Here is an 18735-nt window from a genome sequence, read left to right on the forward strand (position 1 = left end):
TACATGCCGCGTCGCTTGATCCTCTCGGCCACGGAGCGGGACACCCTGCTTGCGTTGCCGGAAAGCCAGGATGACCTGATCCGCTACTACACCTTCAACGATTCCGACCTGTCGCTGATCCGTCAGCGGCGCGGCGACGCCAACCGCCTGGGCTTCGCGGTGCAGCTCTGCCTGCTGCGCTACCCCGGCTATGCGCTGGGCACCGACAGCGAGCTGCCCGAGCCGGTCATCCTGTGGGTGGCCAAGCAGGTTCAGGCCGAGCCGGCGAGCTGGGCGAAGTACGGCGAGCGGGACGTGACTCGCCGCGAGCACGCCCAGGAACTGCGCACCTACCTGCAACTGGCTCCATTCGGCCTGTCGGACTTCCGCGTCCTGGTGCGCGAATTGACCGAGCTGGCCCAGCAAACCGACAAGAGCTTGCTGCTGGCCGGTCAGGCGCTGGAGAGCCTGCGGCAGAAGCGGCGCATCCTGCCGGCGCTGAGCGTGATCGACCGGGCCTGCTCGGAGGCCATTGCGCGGGCCAATCGGCGGGTCTACCGCGCCCTGGTCGAACCACTCACGGACTCGCATCGGGCCAAGCTGGACGAGCTGTTGAAGCTCAAGGCCGGCAGCAGCATCACCTGGTTGACCTGGCTGCGACAGGCACCGCTGAAACCCAACTCCCGGCACATGCTTGAACACATCGAGCGGCTGAAGACATTTCAGCTGGTGGACTTGCCCGAAGGCCTGGGCCGGCACATCCACCAGAACCGCCTGCTCAAGCTGGCCCGCGAGGGTGGGCAGATGACGCCCAAAGACCTCGGCAAGTTCGAGCCGCAGCGACGTTACGCGACCCTGGCCGCCGTGGTGCTGGAGAGCACCGCGACCGTGATTGATGAACTGGTCGATTTGCATGACCGTATCCTGGTCAAGCTGTTCAGCAGCGCGAAGCACAAGCATCAGCAGCAGTTCCAGAAGCAGGGCAAGGCGATCAACGACAAGGTGCGCCTGTACTCAAAAATCGGCCAGGCTCTGCTGGAAGCCAAGGAAAGCGGCAGCGATCCCTACGCGGCCATCGAGGCGGTGATTCCCTGGGATGAGTTCACCGAGAGCGTCAGCGAGGCCGAGCTGCTGGCCCGGCCGGAGGGCTTCGATCATCTGCACCTGGTCGGCGAGAACTTCGCCACCCTGCGCCGCTACACGCCGGCCCTGCTGGAGGTACTGGAACTGCGCGCCGCACCGGCCGCGCAAGGCGTGCTGGCAGCCGTGCAGACCCTGCGCGAGATGAACGCCGACAACTTGCGCAAGGTGCCGGCCGATGCGCTCACAGACTTCATCAAGCCGCGCTGGAAGCCGCTGGTGATCACCCCGGAAGGCCTCGACCGGCGCTTCTACGAAATCTGCGCCCTGTCCGAACTGAAAAATGCCCTGCGCTCCGGCGACATCTGGGTCAAAGGCTCGCGGCAGTTCCGCGACTTCGACGACTATCTGCTGCCGGCAGAGAAGTTCGCCGCGCTCAAGCACGAGCAGGCCCTGCCCCTGGCGATCAACCCGAACAGCGACCAGTACCTGGAAGAGCGTTTACAGCTGCTGGACGAGCAGTTGGCCATCGTCACCCGCCTGGCCAAGGACAACGAGTTGCCCGATGCCATCCTCACCGAGTCCGGGCTGAAGATCACCCCACTGGATTCTGCGGTGCCGGATCGGGCGCAGGCGCTGATCGACCAGACCAGCCAGTTGCTGCCGCGCATCAAGATCACCGAACTGCTGATGGACGTGGACGACTGGACGGGCTTCAGCCGCCACTTCACCCACCTGAAGGACGGTGCCGAGACCAAAGACCGGACGTTGCTGCTGTCCGCAATCCTCGGTGATGCGATCAACCTCGGGCTGACCAAGATGGCCGAGTCGAGCCCCGGCCTGACCTACGCCAAGCTGTCCTGGCTGCAAGCCTGGCACATCCGCGACGAAACCTACTCGGCGGCCCTGGCCGAGCTGGTCAACCACCAGTACCACCATGCCTTCGCCGCCCACTGGGGCGACGGCACCACCTCATCCTCCGATGGCCAGCGCTTCCGCGCAGGCGGCCGGGGCGAAAGCACCGGGCACGTCAACCCGAAGTACGGCAGCGAGCCGGGACGGCTGTTCTACACCCACATCTCCGACCAGTACGCGCCGTTCAGCACCCGCGTGGTGAATGTCGGCGTGCGCGATTCCACCTATGTGCTCGACGGCTTGCTGTACCACGAGTCCGATCTACGGATCGAGGAGCACTACACCGACACGGCCGGCTTCACCGATCACGTCTTTGCCCTGATGCACCTGCTGGGCTTCCGCTTCGCGCCACGCATCCGCGACCTCGGCGAAACCAAACTGTACGTGCCGCAGGTCGTGCAGGCCTACCCGACGCTGCGCCCGCTGATCGGCGGCACCCTGAACATCAAGCACGTCCGCGCCCATTGGGACGACATCCTGCGCCTGGCCAGCTCGATCAAGCAGGGCACGGTCACCGCCTCGCTGATGCTGCGCAAGCTCGGCAGCTATCCGCGCCAGAACGGCCTGGCCGTGGCCCTGCGCGAGCTGGGCCGGATCGAGCGCACGCTGTTCATCCTCGACTGGTTGCAGAGCGTCGAGCTGCGCCGCCGCGTGCATGCCGGATTGAACAAGGGGGAAGCGCGCAACTCCCTGGCCAGGGCGGTGTTCTTCAACCGCCTCGGTGAGATCAGGGATCGGAGCTTCGAGCAGCAGCGCTATCGGGCCAGCGGCCTCAACCTGGTGACGGCGGCCATCGTGCTGTGGAACACGGTGTACCTGGAGCGCGCCACCCAGGCGATGGGCGACACGGGCAAGCCGGTAGACGGCGAGCTGCTGCAATACCTGTCGCCGCTGGGCTGGGAGCACATCAACCTGACTGGCGATTACGTCTGGCGGCAGAGCCGCAGGCTGGAAGACGGTAAGTTCCGCCCGCTACGAATGCCCGGAAAACCTTAGCGTACGATTTTTTCCGAATTCTGCGGGCTCCCCAAGCAGGACGATGACTACTTGCCAATTGGCCAGTCTTGGCGGCGCAACTGGGCCCGGATCACGCCCTTCTGAGCGAGCCCAATCGTGACAATCACTTTGTCAACCTTAAGTCAGTGTCCACTCAACCCGGGACAGGCAAGCCAAGCAATCAGTAGGGTCTGACTCCCATCGACGCACGGCAGGTCGTTATAATTTAAGACGCCAATCCTGCCACCCAAATTGGCTAAGCAAACATCGAAACTAGCCTCAGGTAATCCATGGCCACGCCAGTTAATTTATCCGTCATAAAAGCGTTTCGAATGCTGAATGCCTTCGAGTATGCCGGGGAAAAACTAAGCCTCTCGCAACTTACCCGGCGCCTCGATATGAATGTCGCCACCGCCCATCGCTTCCTGATCACCCTGCAATCGGTGGGGGCAGTAGTGAAGACGCCGAATGGATCCTTCGAACTGGGGTTGTTGCTGGCCGATCTCGGCGGAAAGGTGTCGATCATCGATGTGATGAACAGCATCTCCATGCCCCATGTCGAAAGCCTGGCCGAGCGCTTCGGCGAGACCATCCATGCCGCTATCCTCGACAACGACATGGTTTGCTATGTGGCTAAGGGCGAGGTCTCGCGCAGCCTCACGCTGATCACGCACATCGGCAAGCGCTTGCCGGCCTATTGCACGGGACTGGGCCAGGCCCTGATGTCGACGCTTGACGAAGCCGAGTTGCAGCGCTGCATCGCCCGCCAATCCTTCCAGCCATTCACGGAAAAGACGACCACCGAGCCGGCCGCGCTGCTCGAGAAGTTGCAACTGACCCGAGAGCGAGGCTATGCGATCGACGATGAAGAAGTGGAGATAGGCTTGCGCTGCGTGGCGGTGCCGATCATCGGGCGCAGCAACCAGCTCAAAGCAGCGATTTCCCTGTCGGCGCCAACCACCCGCCTGGACCAGGCGAAGGTCGAGGAAGTTGCCCAGGCATTACGCGAACAGGCCTTGCTGATTGGCGAGAAGCTGGCCGCCCGGCCCTGAGACGGCATCGATCATGACTCCCCTAATCGTCGGGATGCAGGTGTAGCCGCAGGTTGTTCATGATGCGCGCCGTCAGCCCCCATATCTGCTCGGTGCCGCAATCCAGCACCAGACTGTGTTTTTCCTCGCCGTCGTAGATCCTGCGCTCCTGGCGATAATGGTCGGCCTGGAGAAAATGGCTCAAGGGCACTTCGATCACCTCGGCCACCTCCTTGGCCTGCAGTCGCCAGCGCAGCGGACGCGTGACGATGCCCACCACGGGATAGATCACGACGCCACGGCTGTTGCGGCAGAGCGGTAGCACCAGCGGTACCTGCACTGCCGCTGGTGGCAAGCCGACTTCCTCTTGCGCCTCACGCAACGCGGCGCGTATCACCGCCCCCTGGTCCACCGCTTCGAGAAGGCCACCCGGCAAGCTGATTTCCCCCGCATGCCGGCGCATGCCGTTGGCCCGTCGGGTGAATACCACCGGGCACTCGGGCTCGGCGGCGAGCAGCGCAATCAGCACTGCCGCCACCTTCTCCGGCCCGGCATCCAAGTGCGGCGCCTCGCCGCTCAGTTGAGCTAGACGCTGCAGCGCTTGTGCCGTTATCGCGTGCATGTCGTACCTCCTCCGCAGCCGCAAAGAAACGCCAACGCCCCCTAGAAGAAGCGGTCGAAATGCACCTGTTCGGCCGGCACGCCCTGGTCGAGCAGCAGCATTTTGGTGGTTGCCTGCACCATGGGCGGAGGCCCTGCCAGATAGCATTCGTAGTCGGCCAACGTACCTGCCAAAGCCTGCTCCAATACTTCGTGGATAAAGCCTACCGCCCCCTCCCAGCCATCGCCGGGCGTGGGCTCGGAGATGGCGGCATGGAAGCGGACCCGCTCGGTAAAGCCGGGCAGAGCTTGCAGCTCAGCCAGGCCGCAGATATCGGCGGGCGTGCGGCCACCGAAGAAGAAGTGCAGTTTGCGCCCGGCCATCGCCGGATCGCTGAGCATGCCGCGGGCGATCGACAACACAGGCGAGATACCCGAGCCGCCGGCGATGCAGAGCACATCACGCGGCACCGCGGTTTGCAGGAAAGCCAAGCCGTAAGGCCCTTGCAGCGTGACCTGGTCGCCCGGCGCGAGCATGGTGAACAGCGGCTCGGTTACCCGCCCACCGGGCTTCTTGCGGATCCAGAACTCCCATATGCCCTCGGCATTGGCGAGGTTGCTCATCGAGTAGGCCCGCGGACCGGGAGGAGCATCGCCGAGGCTGAGCATGGCGTACTGCCCCGGCAGGAAACGCGCGGGGGCGGGGCCGTGGAAGCGGAACTCGGTGATATCCGGGGTCAATTCGCGGCGGCTTTCCAGAGTGGCCTGGAAGCGCTGCGGCAGTATGCTCGGGCGGAAGCTTTCGTCGGTGCGCATGCTGATCACCAGATCACTTTTCGCGCGGCACTGGCAAGCCAGCTTGCGTCCCTTCTTCAGATCGCGGGCGGTCAGTCCCGGCGCATCCGGCCAGAGCTCCTCGACCTCGCCCTCAATCAGTTCGAATTTGCAACTGCCGCAACCACCCGAGTTGCACTCATAGGAAAGGCCGAGTCCGGCCGCGAGCCCGGCACGCAAAATAGAGTCATGCGTCTCGGTTTGTTCGAAAGACGCGTCGCTGTTGTGGATCTGTACGATAGGCATAACGGCCTCTCTTGGATTTATGGGTTGAACGCCGCGTTACAGGCCCAGAAAACGCAGACAGTTGGTCGTCTGCAAGGCTTCGCGGTCGGCCGCGCTGAGCCCCAGCCCCTCCAGCCGACGGCCGGGATGACTGTCACGAATGACGAAGGGATAGTCGGTGCCAATCATCAACTGGCTCGTGCCGTAGACCTGCATCAGGTAGGTCAGCGCCGGCTCGCTGTAGACTAGGGTGTCGTACCAGAACTGCCGCGCCACTTCCTGCGGCGAAGAGGGGATCGCCTCGCGCAGCGGCTTGCTGATTTCCCAGCCGTGCTGCAGGCGCGGCAGGATCATCGGGAAGGAGCCGCCGCCATGGCTGAAGGCAATGCGCAGGCGCGGGAAGCGGTCGAGCACGCCGTTGGCAATGAAGGCGGCGATGCCCAAGCCGTTCTCGTTGGGGAAGCCGACCAGCGCTTCGATCAACGGTGGCCCGTAGAGCCGCTCCTTGGTCGGGTGCAGGGCATGCACGAACAGGCACATGTCCTCTTCCTGCAGGGCGGCGAAGAACGGATCGAAACGGCGGTCACCCATGGCGATGCCGTTGATGTTCGAGCCCACCTCGACCCCGACCAGAGCGTATTCGTGCTTGAGGCTGCGCACTTCGCGCGCGGCCCGTTCCGGGTCCTGCAGCGGCACCATGCCCAGGCCGTAGAAACGCTGTGGAGCTGCGGCGACCATCTCGGCGATGGTGCCGTTGATATAGCGGCCGAAGGCCAGGGCATCGTCGAGGCCGAACCAGTAGGACAGCAGCTCCGGCATCGGCGACAGTACCTGGCGCTCGACGCCCTCGGCGGCCATTTCCTCCAGGCGCCGGTTGCTGTCCCAGGCGTTGGCGGATACTTCGCGGAACGGCTTGTCGCCGATCATCACCGTGCGGTGATGGCCCTCGCCGCAGTGCATGCAGGGCCAGCCATGGTTTTTTTCCCGGCCCGGGTAGGCGGGAAAATCGGCCGGGACAACATGGGTGTGCATATCGATCATGTGTTTCTCCTCGCGGCCTAGGCCTTGATTGCGCCGGCGGAGAGGTCGAGATAGACCTTGCCGCTTTCGACCGTGACCGGATACACCTTGATGGGCAGCACGCAGGGAAACGACAGCGCCTCGCCGGTGCGCACATCGAAGGTGCCGCCATGCCAGGGGCATTCCACCACGCAGTCCTCATCGACTTCGCCTTCGGAAAGCAGCGCCTGGCCGTGGGAGCAGATGTCGTCGGTGGCGTAGAACGCATCGGCGACCCGGTACACAGCCACCGGGCCGAGACCGGGCGGGGTCACCTGATGGATTTCGCTATTGCCCAACACATCCGCGTCGCAGACGTAGAAGTGGGACATATTGATTACAAGGTCCATAGCGGCTCCTTTCTCAGAACTTATGCCAGCCCATAGGTCGTCACCAGAATCACCCCCGCAACGGTGGCGACGGTTCCGGCGACGACTTGAGGCGTGAAGATTTCGTCCGCGCGGATGAACACGTACGACACCAGCAGGACGAACAGTGGCGTGGTGGCGGCCAGCGGTGCGATGACCACCAGGCCCTCGAATTGCAGCGCCGCATACAGCAGCACCGGCCCGAGACTGGAAAAGATCCCGGCGAGCACGAAGAAACCGAGCTCGCGCCGACTGCAGCGGATTTCGCCAACCGCACCGGTGAACAGCACGTACAGCGTGGAGAAGAACCAGGAAGAGGTGCAGGTGACCGCCGCCGCGGTCACCGCATCCGAACCGATGTCGATCCCGATCTTGCGAAAAACGATGGATATACCGTAGGACAACGAAGCCACCAGCGGCAGCAGCAGATAGATACGCGACACGTTCTGCAGACTGCGGGTCGGGTTCTGCCCGCCCTGCGCACCGACCACCACGCTGCCCAGCACCACCATCAAGGCGCCCAGCAAGCCCAGGTTGGTCACCTCTTCGCCGAGGAACAGAATCGCCAGCACCACGGAGATCACCGGATGGGTCAAGGTCAGCGGTGTGGTGATATTCGCTCCGAGTTTGGCCATTCCCTGGAATTGAAAGAGCCGGCCCAGCAAAGGCGCGAACACCCCGGAGAGGAAGAAGTAGCGCCACTCCCACCATTGCTCGAACTGCCAGCCGTAGACCAGCAGGCTCCAGCCCCAGAGAAAAACCACGTTGACAAATAACGTCAGCCACAACGCAGTCGTCGTCGACGCGCTCTTTACCCCGACCCGCACAAAAACGAAGGTGAGCGCAAACATCAAAGCCGAAAGCAAGGCCATGCCAATAGGCAGCGCTCCAGACACATCGGTCATACTTCATTCACTCCTGTACATGCGGCGGCACTCGGTTATCCGATAGGGTTCTGCGTTATGGCCACGGCCTTGCTCGCCAAGCCACCGACTTAACGGCACAACCCAGGCAGCCAGGCCCATGCTGAACACGATCAGGCCCGGGCACGGCGTGAAACGCCGTACCTGCAATCGCAACGATGACTGTCAGCGCGCCACGGACGAGATACGCATGCCCCGCTTGCCGGTATCCAGGATTTCGCCGGTCATATAAGAAGCATCGTCGGAGGCCAGGAAAACGATCACCGCGGCCTGCTCCTCGATGGAAGCGGGTCGATCGAACAACCCCTCCTTGGTGACGTAATCGTAGAACTGCTGGTTCCACTGCTTTTCCTGGTCGCTCAACTCGCGTTCCAGGCGCGGCGTCGGCCGTTCCTTGACCGCCGTGTTGCCCGGTGCGACGCAGTTGACGCGGATATTGAAGTCCGCCAGCTCGACCGCCAGCGCCGTGGTCAGCCCGACCACGCCGCCTTTCGACGCGGAATAGGGAATGCGGAAAATCCCCATGGTCGCGTTGGAGCCGACGTTGACTATGGCGCCGCCCCGCGCCTGCATGTACGGCACCACCGCACGGCAGCACCACAGGGGCGGCCAGAAGGAGCGCTCGACCTCGGCCTTGATCTCGTCTTCGCTGTAATGCCAGAACGGCTTCTTCCAGATGGTCCCGCCGACGTTGTTGACCAGCACGTCGATACGCCCGAAGGCCGACTCGGTTTCGGCCATCACGCTTTGCGCCCCGGCGTAGGTCGCCAGATCGGCGATCGCCACCGCCACCTCCAGGCCCTCCGCACGCATGGCCTCGGCGGCCTCATGGGTCGGCGCGGCGGACTTGTCCGCTAGCACCACCTGCGCTCCCTCGCGGGCCAGACGCCACGCCGTCGCCAGCCCGATGCCCTGCCCTGCGCCCGTCACCAGGGCAACCTTTCCTAAAAATCGTCTGCAACCTTGTTCGCTCATAATCCCATCCGTTTGCAACTCGATCGTGATCGGCCCGCTACGCGGCCAAACCGTTTATTCGCTGAATTCCTCGACGTTGGGCTTGGCGCCCCACATACAGAACGAAGACGGCTTCATCTCGAACTGGCGCGGCGTGTACGAGGCATCGTCGGTGATTCGCTTCACACCCGAGGAATATTCGTAGACGCGCCCGTCCGGGCCGAGGAAGTAGATGAACATCGCCGTCGAGGTCGGGTGCCGGCCCGGCCCGAAGGCGATGGGCACACCACGCTCCTGCAGGAAGTACCAGGAGCGCATCACGTCATCGATGCTCGCGACCTGGAAGTTCACGTGCTGCACGCCGATCTTGTCCGAGGGGAACAAAGCGATCTTGTGGTGCACCTCGTCGATGCGCAGCAGCGCACCATCGCCGATCCTGTCGCTGACCCGGGCGCTGAGCACCGAGGTCCAGAAAAGCAGGTCGCGCTCGATATTGCGGCTGTGCAGACCGAAATGACCGAACTCGGTGATCCCGGCATCGCGCGCGGGAAAGTAGCGCACGCCGGTCTGGTGTGGCCGATAGACCAGCTCGATGCGGTTGTCGTTGGGATCGGTAAAGGCAACGAAGGCCTCGACCCGGCGCTCTTCGCATTCGGCCGGAGTACCCCAGTTGACCTCGATACCTTGTGTGGCCAGCTCGCTCTCGGCCATCTTCAGCTCCGCCAGGTGGCGCAGTTCGAACGCCGAAACGTCATAAGACGCATCGCCCTGGATGTAGCAGAGGTTGAAGGCGCTGCTGTCGCCACGCAGGTAGGCGTGGGTCGCGGTTCTTTCGCGTAACTCCAGGCCAAGTATGCCGGTGGCGAAACGCACCATTTCATCGAGGTCATGGCAACCAAGGCGCAGGTAGCAGATATCGTGCAGATTGATCATGGCTTTAGTCTCCACTCGTAGTATTCATCGGTGTCTTGGCCAACCCACCACGTGTCGCACTCACGCGTTGGTGCAACTGCGGAAAGAAACGCCTGGACAACAGATAACCGCCGACGATAAGCAGCCCCGTCACACCGACCATGTCCCAGGCCGACATCGACAGCAGCCCAGCAGCGATCATGGCGACGCGGACCCAGCGATTCAGCATGCCGTGGTACCAGCCCTCAACCGCGGAGGCGATAATCAGCACGCCCACGGTTACCTTGGTAATGTCGAACAGCGCCGTCTCCCAGCCGCCGATCAGCAGCAGACCGGGGTTGTAGACGAAGGCGAAGGGCAGCAGGAACGCCACCATGCCGACCTTCACCGCGGTCATGGAAACCGCCATCGGGCGCTCGTCGGCGATGGTACTGGCGACATACGCCGACACCGCGACCGGGGGCGTGATATACGAGGCCACCGCATAGAAGATCAGGAACAGGTGAGCCTGCATCACGGTCAGGCCCGCTTCGACCAACGCCGGCGCCACCATCACCGCCACCAGCGAGTACACCGCCACGACCGGCATGCCCAGCCCACAAACGATGGTCACCACTGCCGCCAGCAACAGGGCGATGAACAGGTTGATCTGGGCGATGCCGAAGATCAGCGCGGCCAGTTTTGACGCCAGGCCAGTGATGTTCAGGCCCAACAGCAGGATACCGGCACCCGCCACCGCGGCGATCAGCGGCGCCAGGGCGGTGCAGACCTCGATGCAGGCCTCGATGAAGCGGCGCGGATTGATGCGCGTCTTGGCCGTGGTCCAGCTCGCCACGATCACCGCCAACAGGCCCGCCGTCGCCGCCAGCGCCGGGGTATGCCCGTCGAGCATGTAGTAGACAAGGATGCTCATCGGCACCACGAAGACCCAACCGGTACGGACCACTGTCCACAGCGTCGGCACCAAGCTGCTGTCGATCGTGCCGACGTCGCGGCGGCACGAGTAGCAATGCACCTGGGTGTAGATGGCTGCGTAGTAGAGCAACGCTGAGGCCAGGATGGCCGCACAGATCTCGCCGTAGGCGATTCCGGTAAATTCCACCATGAGGAACACCACCGCGCCCATCACCGGCGGCAGCAGGGCACCACCGGTCGCGGCGACCGCCTCCACCGCGGCGGCATAGCGCCCGGTGAAGCCCGAACGTTTCATCATCGGGATGGTGATCGGCCCGGTGGTCATCACATCGGCGGCCGGGCTGCCGGAGATCATGCCGAACAGGCCGCTGGAGGTGACCGCGACCTTGGCCGAACCACCAGCAGAACGCCCGGCGATCAACGCGGCCAGATTGAAGAAGAACTCGCCGCCGCCACTCTTCTCGAGAAGCTTACCGAAAGTGACGAACAGGAAAGCATAGACCGCCGCCACCTGAACCGGCGCCGAGAACAGACCACCGTCCTGTGGCGAGACCATCAGGCCCTCGAGCAGGTAATCCCACTCCAGACCACGATGGCCGAAGAACCCCGGCAGGTAATTGCCGAACAGGCAGTAGGAGATTACCAGCCAAACCACCACGGAAATGCCTGGACCGACACAGCGACGCAGCAACTCCAGAGTGAGGAACAGATACAGCCCCGCCACGGCCAGATCAAGAGGCAGGAACTCGCTCAGCCCGCTGATCCAGTCGTGATAACGGCTCATCTGCGAAATCAGATAGAGCCCCCCGATCAGGCTCAAGCCGGACAGGATGTAATCGCCAAGGGTGCTGCGATGAACGTCCGGCGCGTAGCTGATCGCCAGAAACGAGATCACATACATGGGCACAACGAAAACAATAGCCAGCTCCAGCCGGCCGAACTCGCCGGCAAGCGCATACCAGACCTCGAAAATTGTCAGGGGCACCGCCAACAAGGCAAAAAAGGCATATTTATTACGATCCAAGGGCAACTTGTTACCCATCTGGAACAGCAGCCAGAATGATCTTTTTATGTAGTGCATGAGGTACCTCTACTTACTGGTGCCAGTGCAACCAACTGACGTAGTGGCTGATTGCGGTCGCGGGAATATATCCCGGAGTGGGCCACCCATTGGCGGGCCACCCCAGCGTTAACGGTAACCAGCGATTACCACTCGACCTGCGCGCGAGCCTGCACAAAGCTGGGTTCGTCGCCATTGTTCGGTCCGCCATCGACCTTAAGTACATTTCCGTATTCCAGACTGAAGCGCAGCCGCTGCTCCGGATACCAGTTGACGCCCAGCATCAGCATGTCGATCTTGCCGCCATCGATGCTACCGTCGGTGAGATCGACGGTGCTGTAACCGCCCGCCAGTTGCCATGCACCAATGCCGCCCTGGCTCAGGCTACGTGCCGGCGTGGGCGCGGCGAAGAGCCCGCGGCCGGCATCGTAGGCACGCGACTCGCCGGTGAGGAAGTAACCGGCCTGCACGTAACCACCGGTGAACTCCGGCTTCTCGCCGTCAGCGAGGCCGCCCTGGACCTGATCGTACTTCTGCTGGAAGTACTCGGATTCCAACTCGAACGGACCGCGTTGATAGATCGCCTGCACACCCGCACCGATAAAGCCGTCGGAGGTGAAATTGCCGGTGTCCACAGGACGGAACGAGCTGATGTGGGTTTGCGGACGCGTACGCTGACGGTGGGCGTCGGAACCATTGGAGGACTGGTGGCGCAACGACGCGCCAAGGTTCAGCACGTGCCCCCTTTCCTGAATCGGGTTGAAGGTGAACTGGGTGGCCAGATCGACCGGGTCGTTGCGGTTGGCTTCCGAGGCACGGGTGCCCAACACCGCCTGGGCCGCGCCGAAGCTCCAGCGCCAGTTCGAACCGATCAGATCGCTGCGCCCGCCCAGACGCCGCTCACCCGCGCCGAGCAGCAGGCTGGAAGTGGGCTGCTCCATGAACATCGTGTATTTCGGGCTCTGCTGGCCCTGGAAACCGAACGGCTGAAACTGGTTGCCCAAGTACAGGCTGAGCTGGTTATCAGCCGGTTTGAAGCCGTGGTAGCCCAGATAGGCATCCTTGATGCCGCTCTCACCGCTGCCAGTGAAATCGTACTGAAACACATACGACCAGTCCTTGTAGAGGGTCCCGCTGGCTTCCAGGCGGGCCTGGCGGAACTTGGTGCCGCTGCCCATTGGCGACAGGTCGGTGTCGTACCAGGAGGTGTCCATCAGCAGGCGGCCACCGATACGGAAGGTGAAATTGCCGTCCTCGGTGGCGAGTTGCATGCGGCCGCCGCGCTCCTGGACCGTGACGATGTTGCCGGCGCGCTTGCTGGCCTGAGCGGCTTGCGCCTCGGCTTTGACGGCGGCCAGCGCTTCCTCTAGGGCCCGCACACGTTCAGCCAGGTCCTCTTCGGCCGCGTGTGCCGCCTGGATATTGGCGGTCAGCAGCAGGCCACCCAGGGCGAATGCCGTCAGCTTAGCAACGCCGGAGCATTCGTTGATTTCATAGTTTTTCATGACCACTCACCTTTTTTTATCTTTATTATTAAGAAAGCTTCTTAACATTCAGCGCATGCGCTGCCCGTCCCGTGGTTCGCCAGCGCCCAGGGTCGTTACTTCACGGCTTCAGGGTGGCGCTGGCGGTACGGGATCTACTGGGCACCGTGGAACGTGCGACGGTGGCGGACGCTCCGCAGTGCAGCGGTTACTCGATCAAACCGACTTCGCGGTAGAACGCCTCCGCGCCGGGATGCAGCTTCAGGCTGCCGACATCTGGCAGACGCTCGCGACTGGCCAGTGACAGCGCCGGGTGCAGGGAGCGGTAGCGCTCCATTTGTTCGTACATGGACTTGGTCAGCTTGTAAGCGTCGTCGAAGGTCGCCTCTGGACCGGCGACGATGATGAAGCTGGTGAAGGGCACGTACAGGTCTTCCTTCTGGAAGGTGTAGGCACCGCCGGGAATGACGCCGACCTTCACACCCAGCTCCTTGGCCACGTACTCGGCGAGTTCCTTGGAAAGTGGAATGAAGGCGATGTCCTGCACACTGCCCAGTTCGACGATGGCCCCCGCCGGCGTGGCGCCGCCGGTTATGATCACGTCGAGGCGGCTGTCGCGCATCAGGTCGTTGGACGCGCCGGTGGGTTGCGGCACCAGGGTGCCGCCCCAGCTTTCGATGTCCTTCATGGTCTTGCCGTAATAGGACAGCAGCGTCCGGACATGCTCGCGGGCCCAGAGGTTGCCTGGCTGGTTCACCGACAAGCGCATGGGGATTTCTTTCTTGATCAGGTCATCGAAGCTGGTGATGCCGTGCTGATCGAGAAACTGCTTGCGCGCATAGACCTTGAGCGCGAACACGTCCGGCGCGCCATTCAGCACACCGGTGATGCTGCCCTCGGGATAAGCCTCGCGGAACGGCGCGCGACCTTCATAGGCCATGCGCGGTTCGACGATGCTCTCGAGGGCGAACGGGCGACGCCCGGTACGCAGGTATTCGAGGCCGCCGGCCGGATTGCCCGGCTCATAGATGATGCTGGAGTTGGGATAGTTGCGACGTACCGCGTCGATTACCCCTTCGCCAAAGACCGACACCTGACCACCCGAGGAATAACCTGCGATGGTGACGTTGACCGGCCCTTCCTTGACCTGGGGCGTGGCCGCGACGGCCATGGTGGCGTTGGCCGCAATGGCCAGCAGCGCAGTTCCCAGTATTCTGCGATTGAATGTGCAGCCGAGCTGCACCAAGGCATTCAACATGACTAAATCTCCAATTGTTCTTGTACTTATGGTTAAAAATCGTCGTGTTTCTTGCAGCTAAAGCCCTGGATAAGGTGTCCTGCCTTATTCAGTAGTGCCGAGTCCGGTGATCCCGAACTCAGCGCCAGCAACTCCATCTGCCGCGGAGCTTTGAGTGCTCCAGAACTTCCATGCTGCTTGCACTCTGCCTCCTCAGGGGTCGCTGACAAGCTCGCCGACACGTCGATGCCGGCGCTGCCCAACCGCCGATCAGACCAGGAAGGTCAGGTTCGGCATTGCCTCGTCGTTGTTCAGCAACATCACTTTCTTGCTGCGGATGCGGAACCCCTCGGGGGTGCTCTGCAGCCGATACACACACTTGCCGAACCAGATGTTCTGCACGCCGACGCGAATCTCGCCGAGCACGAAACTGGAGGCGACCTCCAACTCGTCGCCCTCGCTCCTGAGCGGCACCACGCCGGAGATGGTGCGGACCAGCTTGGCCTGCGGCCGATAGGCGTGGGCGGTCTTGTCCTTCAAGCGCATCATGCGTTCGCTCAAGTTCGCGCGATTGTCGTAGATGATCGCGATGCCGGTGCTCGGGTCCTGATCGTCGTCGTTGCACGGCACCCAATAGAGGATGTCGTCACCGGACCACAGGGCCATCCAGCGGTCGTACTCGTGTTCGTCCATCAAGGCTGCTTCATAGGCCAGAAAGCGTTCGAGGCGCAGTTGCGTCTCGATGTCCAGGATGCCGCCGACCAAGGCCGCCGGGGCCGCGTTTACAATTTGCTTCGCCATCGATTTCTCTCCGCTTCGGATGTAACCGGCCGCCTCAGCGAGCGGTCATCAGGCGCTTCCATTCCTGCATTTGCGCCCGTTGGGTGGTCTCGTCGCTGATACAGGCCGTTACGCTGCCGTCCTCGTCGACTTGCTCGCGGTTCAGGCCGCGGGCCAGCAGCACCCAGGGCTCGGAATCGGCCAGCAAGCCGCGCTGGGTACGTTCGAAAATCTCGGCATCGTCCGGCGAACCGGCGGCGGCCGGGCCATAGAAGGCCTCGTGGGCGCGCAGGCGCTTCTCGTTGATGCTCGGCCCCACGCCCTTGAGAAACACCGGATACATCAACACTTCGGTTTCGCCCGGGCTGATCGGAATCACAACGCGCACATGGTCATGAATCAGTTGCAGGTTGGGGAACAACCCCAGATGCGGGTCGCCGTGCCAGGCCAGCAATTCCTCGGCGTGCTCCTGGCCGTAATTGGCCACCATGTCCGCCACGTACTGACGGCCATCTTCGCTGCGCTGCAGATCGTCGATCGCCATCGCCGCATGGGAACGGCGCTGCTCGCGAAAATCCAGGCAGGCGTGGCCATTGGCGAAGCCGCGGGTACGGCTCTGCGAGACGTCGGCAAAGGGGTCTTCCAGGTGCAACGCGCCCACGGCGGAGCCAATGGTGCTTTCGCGCTTGCTGAAGATCTTGAACACCGACATGTGCACGTAGTGCGGGTGGTAGCCGTCCATGCCGATCTGTTTCCAGTTGCCGCGGTACATGGTCTTGTTGACCACACCCGGCTTTATCTCGATTTCGCCGACCGGCGAAGAGTCGATCATGATGTCGAAGAACTGCTTGGTCGAGCCCAGGTAGTCGTCGAAGCTCATGCCTTCCTCGGCCAGGCTGGCGAAGACGAAGCCGCGGTAGCTGCCGACACGCGGCACCTTGGGCAAGGCATGCTGTTCGCTGGAGAAATTCTTGTCGTAGGCTTCTGGCCCGGTGACCCCGACCAGGTTGCCCTTGGTGTCGTAGGTCCAGCCGTGGTACCAGCATTGGAAGCGTTTGGCGTTGCCGCGTGGTGCTTCGCAGACCTGGGCGCCACGGTGGCGGCAGCGGTTGATCAGCAGTTGCACCTCGCCGTTTTCGTCACGCGTGGCGATGACCGGAAAACGGCCCAACTGGATGCGCTTGAAATCGCCGAATTTGGGAATCTCGCTCTCATGCAGGGCGAACAGCCAGGTGCGATGGAAGATACGTTCCATCTCGTCCTGGAAAATCTGCTCATCGGTAAAGATGGAGCTATGCACGCGGTCTTCTTTGACCAACGCGCCATAGTCACGACTGGATGCAATCAACGTTGTCATTGTTATGGCCTCATCACTACAGGTCTTAGCCGCCGTCGCTGCGGCGTGGGTTCCAGCGGCGGTGCCGCGTGGCGCTATTCGTTGAGGAAATCCGTCACCAGCTTGTTGAAGCGCGCAGCGTGCTCGATCTGCGTCCAGTGCCCGCAGCGGCCGAACATGTGCAATTGCGCATGCTCAATCAGCTCGAACAGCGTCTTCGAGGTCACCGGCGGCACGATGCGGTCTTCGCGGCCATGGATGATCAGGGTCTCCTTGTCCAGCGCGCGGATGTCGGCCTCCGCGCTCGCCAGGGCATCGACCCAGCGCTGGCGCGGGGCCGGGAACATCTGCGCGAACGCCTCCTGGTAGCCGGGGCGGATGCTGGCGCGATAACGCAGCTCAGCCAGTTCGTCGCTGATCAGCGCCTTGTTGTAGGCGAAGCTGTCCATCAGGTGGCGCATGCCTTCGACCGACGGCGCGTAGCCCCAGACATCGTCCAGGCCCTGGGTCAGCTCGAAGTCGACACCGGCGGCGCCCATCAGCACCAGGCGCCGCACGCGCTGCGGATGACGAATCGCCATGGCCAGCGCCAGGGCGCCGCCGTAGGAATTGCCGACCACATCGGCCTGCTCGATGCCGAGAGCGTCGAGGAAGTCGATGGCGTGCTTGACCCAAGTGTCCAGGTTGTAGCGGATGCCCTCGGGGCGCTCGGTGTAGCCGAAGCCGACCATGTCCGGCGCGACCACGCGGCGGCCCTCGGCCAGCAGCGGGATATTCAGCCGCCAGTTGGCCCAGGCGGTAACGCCGGGCCCGGAGCCGTGCAGCAGCAGCAACGGCGTAGCGCTGCCCTGGCCGGCATCGTGGTAGTTGGTGTCGATGCCGCCCGCGTCGATACGCAGGCCGATTTCCGGATTCTCCACGCTCATTTCTTATCCTTATCGCGTTGTGCCATTGATTGTCCTGCCGTGCCCCAATGGGTCTTGGGCAGTTCCTGGAGCAGCACCCGAACGGCTTCGGGCTTCACCACCAACGTCTCGACGACAGTCGCCGTGAGATCGTGGATCAGGCGTTCTTTCAGTTCGGCCGAGCGGCCTTCGACAATCGTTACCTGCAACAGCGGCATGGTCGGCCCTCTCTTCGAATCAGATGAAACGCGCGCTGACCGAGCCAAGGCCCTGGTAACGCACGGTAATGTTGTCGCCCGGCGCCACCGGCACCGCCGCGGTGATGCCGCCGGTCATGATGAAACTGCCCGCCGGGATATGCTCGCCGCGTTCGGCCAGCAGGTTGGCCAGCATCGCCACGCTGGAAGCAGGATGGCCAAGCACTGCGGCACCGGCACCGAGCTCCACCACTTCGCCGTTCTTCTCCATCACCACGCCGAGGGTGCGCAGGTCCACGTCGGCGACATTGGCCATTTGCCCGCCGGTAATGAAACGGGTCGAGGAGGCGTTGTCGGCGACCACGCTGATCAGGTCAAACTTGAAGTTCTCGTAGCGCGAGTCGATCACTTCCACCGTCGGCACGACGAAGTCGGTGGCCGCCAGCACCTGGCCGATATGGCAGCCCGGGCCGTGCAGCGGCGCCTTGGTGACGAAGCTGATCTCCGCCTCGATCTTCGGGTGGATCAGTTTGGCGCAATCCACCACGCCGCCGTCGGCGACGCTGAAGTAGTCGGCGAGGAAGCCGTAGATCGGCGTTTCCACGCCCATCTGCGCCATCTTCGCCCAGGAGGTCAGGCCCATCTTCAGGCCGACGATCTTGTTGCCGCGGGCCTCCTTGCGCCGGCGGATTTCCCACTGCACGTCGTAGGCGTCGGCGAAGGTCATGTCCGGGTAATCGTTGGTCACCTTGCTGATGTCATGCACATGCAGCTCGGCGTTTTCGATGTGCTCGGCCAGGGCCAGCACCTGTTCGCGGGTCAGGGTACGGTTCATCAGTTGCGCTCCTTACGGGCGGCCAATAGGTCGAGGGCGACGTCGACGATCATGTCTTCCTGGCCACCGACCATGCGCCGTTTGCCCAGTTCGACGAGGATGTCCACGGC

At 62.9% G+C, this 18735-nt stretch carries 17 protein-coding genes and 1 pseudogene; 2 read left to right on the plus strand and 16 right to left on the minus strand.

Annotated features, from left to right (window positions below):
- Positions 1 to 3: 3 nt before the first annotated feature.
- Together B3M58_RS18795 and B3M58_RS18800 are read left to right on the plus strand one after the other, a co-directional pair.
- A complete protein-coding gene (locus tag B3M58_RS18795) occupies positions 4 to 2970 on the plus strand; it encodes a Tn3-like element TnAs1 family transposase (protein ID WP_027590725.1) in 2967 nt (988 codons plus the stop codon).
- A 290-nt stretch (positions 2971 to 3260) separates the two neighbouring features.
- On the plus strand, positions 3261 to 4022 hold the full coding sequence (locus B3M58_RS18800) for an IclR family transcriptional regulator (protein ID WP_280075991.1): 762 nt from the start codon (positions 3261 to 3263) through the stop codon (positions 4020 to 4022).
- Positions 4023 to 4044: 22 nt separating this feature from the next.
- Here the strand turns inward: B3M58_RS18800 and B3M58_RS18805 are convergent, their stop codons facing one another.
- The 16 genes and pseudogenes from B3M58_RS18805 to B3M58_RS18880 form a co-directional block, all read right to left on the minus strand.
- On the minus strand, positions 4045 to 4623 hold the full coding sequence (locus tag B3M58_RS18805; RefSeq protein WP_296221416.1) for an NUDIX hydrolase: 579 nt from the start codon (positions 4621 to 4623) through the stop codon (positions 4045 to 4047).
- A 41-nt stretch (positions 4624 to 4664) separates the two neighbouring features.
- The gene (locus B3M58_RS18810; RefSeq protein WP_296221418.1) at positions 4665 to 5681 is read right to left on the minus strand and encodes a 2Fe-2S iron-sulfur cluster-binding protein; all 1017 of its coding nucleotides are present in this window, start codon (positions 5679 to 5681) and stop codon (positions 4665 to 4667) included.
- Positions 5682 to 5717: 36 nt separating this feature from the next.
- Complete coding sequence (locus B3M58_RS18815; protein ID WP_266207176.1) at positions 5718 to 6701, minus strand: amidohydrolase family protein; 984 nt, start codon at positions 6699 to 6701, stop codon at positions 5718 to 5720.
- A 17-nt stretch (positions 6702 to 6718) separates the two neighbouring features.
- On the minus strand, positions 6719 to 7069 hold the full coding sequence (locus B3M58_RS18820) for a non-heme iron oxygenase ferredoxin subunit (RefSeq protein WP_120248768.1): 351 nt from the start codon (positions 7067 to 7069) through the stop codon (positions 6719 to 6721).
- A gap of 20 nt (positions 7070 to 7089) precedes the next feature.
- Positions 7090 to 7992, minus strand: coding sequence for a DMT family transporter (locus B3M58_RS18825; RefSeq protein WP_266207177.1), 903 nt, complete (start codon positions 7990 to 7992; stop codon positions 7090 to 7092).
- A 183-nt stretch (positions 7993 to 8175) separates the two neighbouring features.
- Positions 8176 to 8985, minus strand: a complete 810-nt coding sequence (locus B3M58_RS18830; protein WP_003463094.1) for a 1,6-dihydroxycyclohexa-2,4-diene-1-carboxylate dehydrogenase — start codon at positions 8983 to 8985, stop codon at positions 8176 to 8178.
- Between the two features lie 54 nt (positions 8986 to 9039).
- On the minus strand, positions 9040 to 9897 hold the full coding sequence (locus B3M58_RS18835; protein ID WP_296221425.1) for a VOC family protein: 858 nt from the start codon (positions 9895 to 9897) through the stop codon (positions 9040 to 9042).
- 4 nt (positions 9898 to 9901) lie between these two features.
- Positions 9902 to 11872: a TRAP transporter permease gene (locus B3M58_RS18840; RefSeq protein WP_296221427.1), complete on the minus strand. Its 1971-nt coding sequence runs from the start codon at positions 11870 to 11872 to the stop codon at positions 9902 to 9904.
- Positions 11873 to 11997: 125 nt separating this feature from the next.
- On the minus strand, positions 11998 to 13356 hold the full coding sequence (locus B3M58_RS18845) for an OprO/OprP family phosphate-selective porin (protein WP_296221428.1): 1359 nt from the start codon (positions 13354 to 13356) through the stop codon (positions 11998 to 12000).
- 187 nt (positions 13357 to 13543) lie between these two features.
- Entirely contained in the window at positions 13544 to 14593 is a 1050-nt protein-coding gene (locus tag B3M58_RS18850) for a TAXI family TRAP transporter solute-binding subunit (RefSeq protein WP_296221430.1), read from the minus strand.
- A 249-nt stretch (positions 14594 to 14842) separates the two neighbouring features.
- A complete protein-coding gene (locus B3M58_RS18855; RefSeq protein WP_003463149.1) occupies positions 14843 to 15373 on the minus strand; it encodes an aromatic-ring-hydroxylating dioxygenase subunit beta in 531 nt (176 codons plus the stop codon).
- 34 nt (positions 15374 to 15407) lie between these two features.
- Positions 15408 to 16709 (minus strand): aromatic ring-hydroxylating oxygenase subunit alpha, encoded by a 1302-nt coding sequence (locus tag B3M58_RS18860; protein WP_266207182.1) that lies wholly within the window; start codon positions 16707 to 16709, stop codon positions 15408 to 15410.
- Positions 16710 to 16783: 74 nt separating this feature from the next.
- Positions 16784 to 17614, minus strand: coding sequence for an alpha/beta fold hydrolase (locus B3M58_RS18865; RefSeq protein WP_296221433.1), 831 nt, complete (start codon positions 17612 to 17614; stop codon positions 16784 to 16786).
- Positions 17611 to 17859: a tautomerase family protein gene (locus B3M58_RS18870; protein WP_268939194.1), complete on the minus strand. Its 249-nt coding sequence runs from the start codon at positions 17857 to 17859 to the stop codon at positions 17611 to 17613. Before B3M58_RS18870 ends, B3M58_RS18865 begins: the two co-directional genes overlap by 4 nt.
- The gene (gene dmpH / locus B3M58_RS18875; protein WP_296221436.1) at positions 17831 to 18625 is read right to left on the minus strand and encodes a 2-oxo-3-hexenedioate decarboxylase; all 795 of its coding nucleotides are present in this window, start codon (positions 18623 to 18625) and stop codon (positions 17831 to 17833) included. The genes B3M58_RS18870 and dmpH overlap by 29 nt, the downstream gene beginning before the upstream one ends.
- Positions 18625 to 18735 (minus strand): annotated as a pseudogene (locus B3M58_RS18880) (4-hydroxy-2-oxovalerate aldolase); the annotation flags it as partial. The gene dmpH and the pseudogene B3M58_RS18880, both read right to left, overlap by 1 nt.

The organism is Pseudomonas sp. UBA2684 (assembly GCA_002354655.1).
Lineage (GTDB): Bacteria > Pseudomonadota > Gammaproteobacteria > Pseudomonadales > Pseudomonadaceae > Aquipseudomonas.

Excerpts from the sequence above, each read along its gene's own strand:
- B3M58_RS18815 (WP_266207176.1), bottom strand. The coding sequence starts at position 6,701 with ATGATCGATATGCACACCCATGTTGTCCCGGCCGATTTTCCCGCCTAC.
- B3M58_RS18820 (WP_120248768.1), bottom strand. The coding sequence starts at position 7,069 with ATGGACCTTGTAATCAATATGTCCCACTTCTACGTCTGCGACGCGGAT.
- B3M58_RS18830 (WP_003463094.1), bottom strand. The coding sequence starts at position 8,985 with ATGAGCGAACAAGGTTGCAGACGATTTTTAGGAAAGGTTGCCCTGGTG.
- B3M58_RS18825 (WP_266207177.1), bottom strand. The coding sequence starts at position 7,992 with ATGACCGATGTGTCTGGAGCGCTGCCTATTGGCATGGCCTTGCTTTCG.
- B3M58_RS18835 (WP_296221425.1), bottom strand. The coding sequence starts at position 9,897 with ATGATCAATCTGCACGATATCTGCTACCTGCGCCTTGGTTGCCATGAC.
- B3M58_RS18845 (WP_296221428.1), bottom strand. The coding sequence starts at position 13,356 with ATGAAAAACTATGAAATCAACGAATGCTCCGGCGTTGCTAAGCTGACG.
- dmpH (WP_296221436.1), bottom strand. The coding sequence starts at position 18,625 with ATGAACCGTACCCTGACCCGCGAACAGGTGCTGGCCCTGGCCGAGCAC.
- B3M58_RS18860 (WP_266207182.1), bottom strand. The coding sequence starts at position 16,709 with ATGACAACGTTGATTGCATCCAGTCGTGACTATGGCGCGTTGGTCAAA.
- B3M58_RS18840 (WP_296221427.1), bottom strand. The coding sequence starts at position 11,872 with ATGCACTACATAAAAAGATCATTCTGGCTGCTGTTCCAGATGGGTAAC.
- B3M58_RS18810 (WP_296221418.1), bottom strand. The coding sequence starts at position 5,681 with ATGCCTATCGTACAGATCCACAACAGCGACGCGTCTTTCGAACAAACC.
- B3M58_RS18850 (WP_296221430.1), bottom strand. The coding sequence starts at position 14,593 with ATGTTGAATGCCTTGGTGCAGCTCGGCTGCACATTCAATCGCAGAATA.
- B3M58_RS18805 (WP_296221416.1), bottom strand. The coding sequence starts at position 4,623 with ATGCACGCGATAACGGCACAAGCGCTGCAGCGTCTAGCTCAACTGAGC.
- B3M58_RS18800 (WP_280075991.1), top strand. The coding sequence starts at position 3,261 with ATGGCCACGCCAGTTAATTTATCCGTCATAAAAGCGTTTCGAATGCTG.
- B3M58_RS18865 (WP_296221433.1), bottom strand. The coding sequence starts at position 17,614 with ATGAGCGTGGAGAATCCGGAAATCGGCCTGCGTATCGACGCGGGCGGC.
- B3M58_RS18855 (WP_003463149.1), bottom strand. The coding sequence starts at position 15,373 with ATGGCGAAGCAAATTGTAAACGCGGCCCCGGCGGCCTTGGTCGGCGGC.
- B3M58_RS18795 (WP_027590725.1), top strand. The coding sequence starts at position 4 with ATGCCGCGTCGCTTGATCCTCTCGGCCACGGAGCGGGACACCCTGCTT.